General features: G+C 62.8%; 2 protein-coding genes and 1 pseudogene. All 3 read right to left on the bottom strand.

Features of this window, described 5'->3' with window-relative positions; translation table 11 throughout:
- Positions 1 to 1789: ABC transporter ATP-binding protein (locus tag JWQ24_RS05960; protein WP_299805588.1), on the bottom strand; the 1789-nt coding region annotated here is incomplete at its 3' end.
- 321 nt (positions 1790 to 2110) lie between these two features.
- Positions 2111 to 4165 (bottom strand): FAD-dependent oxidoreductase, encoded by a 2055-nt coding sequence (locus JWQ24_RS05955; RefSeq protein ID WP_299805586.1) that lies wholly within the window; start codon positions 4163 to 4165, stop codon positions 2111 to 2113.
- A gap of 253 nt (positions 4166 to 4418) precedes the next feature.
- A pseudogene (locus JWQ24_RS05950) lies at positions 4419 to 4912 on the bottom strand (DNA-directed RNA polymerase subunit beta'); the annotation flags it as partial.

Here is a 4912-nt window from a genome sequence, read left to right as displayed (position 1 = left end):
CGAGCGCGGACGTCGCTTCATCGAGCAGCAGGACGGAAGGGTTGCGGATGATCGCGCGCGCGATCGCGATGCGCTGGCGCTGGCCGCCCGACAGCGTATCGCCGCGTTCGCCGACCGGGGTGTCATATTTCTGCGGCAGGCTCATGATGTAGCGGTGGATCTCGGCCTTGCGCGCGGCTTCCGTGACCTCTTCGTCGCTGGCGCCTTCCTTGCCGAGCCGGATGTTCTCGCGGATCGACATGTTGAACAGCATGTTCTCCTGGAACACGACGGCCATGCTGGAGCGCAGAGACTCCCGCGTCACCTTGCGGATATCGACGCCGTCGATCGTCACCCTGCCCTCGTTCGGCACGTAAAGGCGCAGGATCAGGTTGAGCAGCGTGCTCTTGCCGGAGCCGCTGGGCCCGACGATGGCGATCGTCTTGCCGACCTTCAGCTTGAGGCTGAGATTGTCCAGCACCGGCGCCTGGCTGCCTTCGTACTGGAAGGTGACGTGGTCGAAGGTGATGTCGTTGACGATGCGCGGCAGGTCCGGGGCACCTGCCCGGTCGGCGCCGCGGGTCGGCTCGTCCAGCATCTCGTTGATGTGGCGGACAGCGGCGGCCGACTGGATCGATACCGGAATGAAGTGCATGACGTGGGCGATGTTGTAGGACACCTCCCAGAACGCGCTCTCGAAAGTGACGAAGGTGCCGACGGTAATCTGGCCCTTGGTGGCGAGATAGGCGCCGATCGCCAGCACCACCAAATGCAGCAGCAGCACGGAGATGGTGACCGAGCGCTCCACCATCGTCGACAGGAACGTCGCGGCGGCGATGCGGTCGCGGGCCTCGTTGTTGCGCAGCCGGAACCAGCCGAGCGTACGGCGCTGCAGGCTGAACGCCTTCACCACGGCCTGCGCGGCGACGTTTTCCTGCACCATGCCGAGCAGTGAGGATTCAGTGATCTTCTGGTCGTAATTGGCCTGCACCGCCTTCGGCGTGAGAATGCGCGGGCCGATCAGCGTGATCGGGAACACCAGCAGCGCCACGGCGGCCAGCTGCCAGTTCAGATACAGCATCAGCACGATGCCGGCGATCAGTTCCAGGAACGGCAGCAGCGCGCTGTTGGCGAAGGTCTTGATCGCCGACTCATAAGCCGCCAGATCGATCGAGAACCGCGACAGGATCTCGCCGCGCTTGGTGCGCGCGAAATAGGCCGATGGCAGGTTCTGGATGTGCTCGAACAATCGCACGCGGACGTCCGAAATCAACGAGCCCGCCAGCCGGGCGTCCCAGCGCTCGTACCAGATGGCGACGATCGAGGTGATGATGCCGGCCGCCGCCAGCACCGAAAGGATCACGATCAGCGCGTCGAAATCCTCTTCGCCGAGCGCGTCGTCGATCAGATATTTCAGGCTGAGCGGCATGATGACGTTAAACAACGTCTCCACCACCACGCCGAAGCCGACGATCGCCAGCATGCGCCGGTAGTTTTTCAGAAACGGCCGGGTGAACGCGTACATGGTGCCGAGCGCGCCGGCGGCCTCGCGTGCGGTGAAGACGACGAGATCCTCGTCATCCTCATCATCGTCCAATTCATCATCCTCGTCGTCGTCATCCTCGTCATCGACGGGCTTCCACTTGACCGGCTTGTCCGTAACCGGCCCCTTGGCCAGCAGCGGCTTATTGCCGGGCGCCGGCGTGGCGACCGCACCGACCGGCAGCGCAATCTTGTCATCGAGCGGCGATGCCGGCTCGCTCGGGGGCGCCTGGTCAGAGGGTGGCTTTGAGGGTGGCCTGGACGCCATAAAACAAACCGTTGCTGCACGGTCGTACGACCGCAAGAATCACTGCCGCGGCGTGGGCCGCCACCGGGATGATCTTACGCAATCAGAATGCACTCGGCAAAGCAACGGGCGCGGATTCCGAGGAGAGCTGTTCCAGCTGCGCGTCGCGCTCCGACGGCGCCCTACGCTCTGCTGTCGTCGCCCGGCTTGTTGTGGGTGAGCCAGTAAACGCAGGTGCAGGAGATGAAGCCGCGACGCCTGCGTTTACTGGGTCCCCGCATACGCGGGGACGACAGCCTGAGAAGTCTGCCGCTCCCCCGCCGGCACCACGGCACGTGCCGCTCAGTCGTCGCTGTCCACCTTGTCGAAGAACGAATAGCGCAGGCTGTCGGCGTCGGCGTACCAGTGGCCGGGGCCGCGGCCGGCGGCCAGCGTGGCCTCCCAAAGCGCCTCGGTGCAGTCGCGGCGGTGCATCGAGAGGTCGAAGCCGTTGCTGAAGAACAATTCCGACCACTCCCACCAGGTGCCAAGCTTCTTGACGCCGCGCAGCAGGTCGTAGCGGTCGATCAGCGCCGGCGCCATGTCGGAGGTCACGGAGCCAAACACCACGCCGGTCTTGACCACGCGGTTGAGCTCCCGGACGGCCTTGGCGACCTGCTTCTCGGCGACGTGGCACAGGCAGGTCTCGAACACGAAATCGAACTGCTCGTCCTTGAACGGCAGATCGGTCACAGAGCCGAGCTGGTTGAACTTCTTCAGCGCCTTTGGCGTCTTGGCGTGAACAGCCTTGTTGTTCTCGATGCCCCAGGCGTCGATGCCGCGCTCACGCAGCGCGCCGACCAGTTCGCCGCTGGCCGAGCCTGCGATCAGGATCTTGTAGCCCTTGGCCCTGTTCCAGACGATCTTGATGAGGTTCATCAGATAGAAGGGATCGGTGAATCGGCTCCACACCTCGTTGTAGGGCCCGACGCCGCGATAGTTCTCGAAGTAATCGCGATCGATCTTGTCCGAGGTGACGGCGCCGCCGTCGCCCTGCGCGCGGCGCAGCCGCATCATCTCGGTGAGAATGATGTCGGTGGCGGCGTCGGAGGAATCCAGCAGGCCGTTCAGCGTGGAGTCGAACAGATAATCGCCGACCACGACGATGCCGGGATGTTCCTTGGGCTCCGGCCGGTGGTTGGTCATGACATCGCGCGCCGGCAGGCCGCCGGGAATCGCGTTGACCGACGACAGCCAGCGATAGGTCTTGCCCTCCAGGAAATGCGCACGCGCATCGCCCAGCGACGCCGGCAGCGACTTCAGCGCCGCATCGATCAACTGCTCGTCGTTGAGGTTGGCGAAAGCGAGAGCGTCGGAGCCGGCGATCAGCCAGTTCAGCACGCCATGCTTGCCGACATCGTGGCGCGCGCCTTCATTGTAGACGCAGCAGCCGCCGAACGCCTCCGACATGAACCAGGCGCCGGGGATCTGTTTGCCCCAGAACGGCGTATCGAACAGGATCGAGACGCGCAGATAATGTGCCGGGCGATCGAAATAAGCGACGTGCTTGACCATCGACTTGCGCAGCTGCTCGCCGCCCCAGCGCATCGTCGATAGCCAGGAATGCGGCAGGCACACCAGCACCAGGTCGAAATCGCGCGTCTCCGGCCCTTTGCCGTTCATCATGTCGAGCTGGTAGCGGCCGGCCTCGGTCTTGCCGACCTTGAGGACACGGTGATTGAGCTGGATGTCGGCCTCGACTTCCGAATGCAGGCAACTGATCAGCTGCTCATTGCCGTTCTGGATCGAATACAGGCCGATATAGCCGTCGACATCCATCACGAAGTTCTTCAGCGCGTTGAGACCGTTGGTGTTGTGGCTCTCGGTAGCGATATCGGAACGCGCCATCACCTTGAGGAAGCGCTTGGCGGTGGGGTCGGAGACCTCCCTGTCGAGCAATTCCTCGCAGGTGATGCCGACCCAGGGATGCTCGTTGTCATGGGCGCCGACGCCTTCGTAATACTCGATCGGCGACACCATGTTGGCGCAGCGCTTGCGGAATGCCTCGATCGCGTTCGCGGTCTTATCGCCGTATTTGCGGCGCATGCCCGGCACGTCGTTGAGCAGTTCGCCGTCGAGCATGACCTGCTCGGCGTCCATCGGAATGGTCTGCAGGCCGAAATGCTGGATCAGCTCGCGCAGCGGGTCCGGCCCGGTCATCGAGTAATCGTAGATTTCAGCGACACCGGCCTCGTACATCGCCGGCGCGGTGTCGAATTTCTTGGTCAGAATCTTGCCGCCGACGCGGTCGGACGCTTCATAGATGGTGATGCGGCAGAGATCGCCGAGCTTCTTCTTGAGATACCAGGCGCTCATCAGGCCGCCCGGACCACCACCAACAATTGCAAGATCAAGCATCGGTCTCTTTCACGCGCCGTATTCGCCCCGCGGCAAGCTTCGGCAATGTTCGGTGTAACGGGATTCCCGGCATAGCGAAATCGATGCGGGCGCAGGGCTGCAGCCCCACTCCCATCTCGCACTAAGCAACTCTAGATAAAATCATTTTTCAGCTGAAGGAAAGATGAACAGAAAGCGACCCTGCATTGCAGCACACGCCAGACGCGAAAAAGGCCGGCTTGCGCCGGCCTCTTCCTGTTCATGTCGCTTCCGATTACTCGGCGGGCGGCAGCATCAACGTTTCGGCTTCCGGAGCGTCCGGAACGATCGTCGCCTGCTTTTCGCGCTCGTCGAGGATCATCTTGTCGCGCTTGACTGCGACTTCGCGGATCTTCGCCATCGAGGCACCGGTGCCGGCCGGGATCAAACGGCCGACAATGACGTTTTCCTTGAGGCCTTCGAGCGGATCCACCTTGCCGTTGACGGCAGCTTCGGTGAGCACGCGCGTGGTTTCCTGGAACGACGCCGCCGAGAAGAACGAACGGGTCTGCAAGCTCGCCTTGGTGATGCCGAGCAGCACAGGGGTTCCGGTCGCGATCTTCTTGCCTTCTTCCTTGGCGCGGGCATTGAGCTGGTCGAACTCGATCTTGTCGATCTGTTCGCCCGAGATCATGTCGGTATCGCCCTGATCGGTGATCTCGACCTTCTGCAGCATCTGACGAACAATCACTTCGATGTGCTTGTCGTTGATGAGCACGCCCTGCAACC

This window comes from Tardiphaga sp. (genome assembly GCF_028290495.1).
Lineage (GTDB): Bacteria > Pseudomonadota > Alphaproteobacteria > Rhizobiales > Xanthobacteraceae > Tardiphaga.
This window is presented reverse-complemented; position numbering and strand designations above follow the sequence as displayed.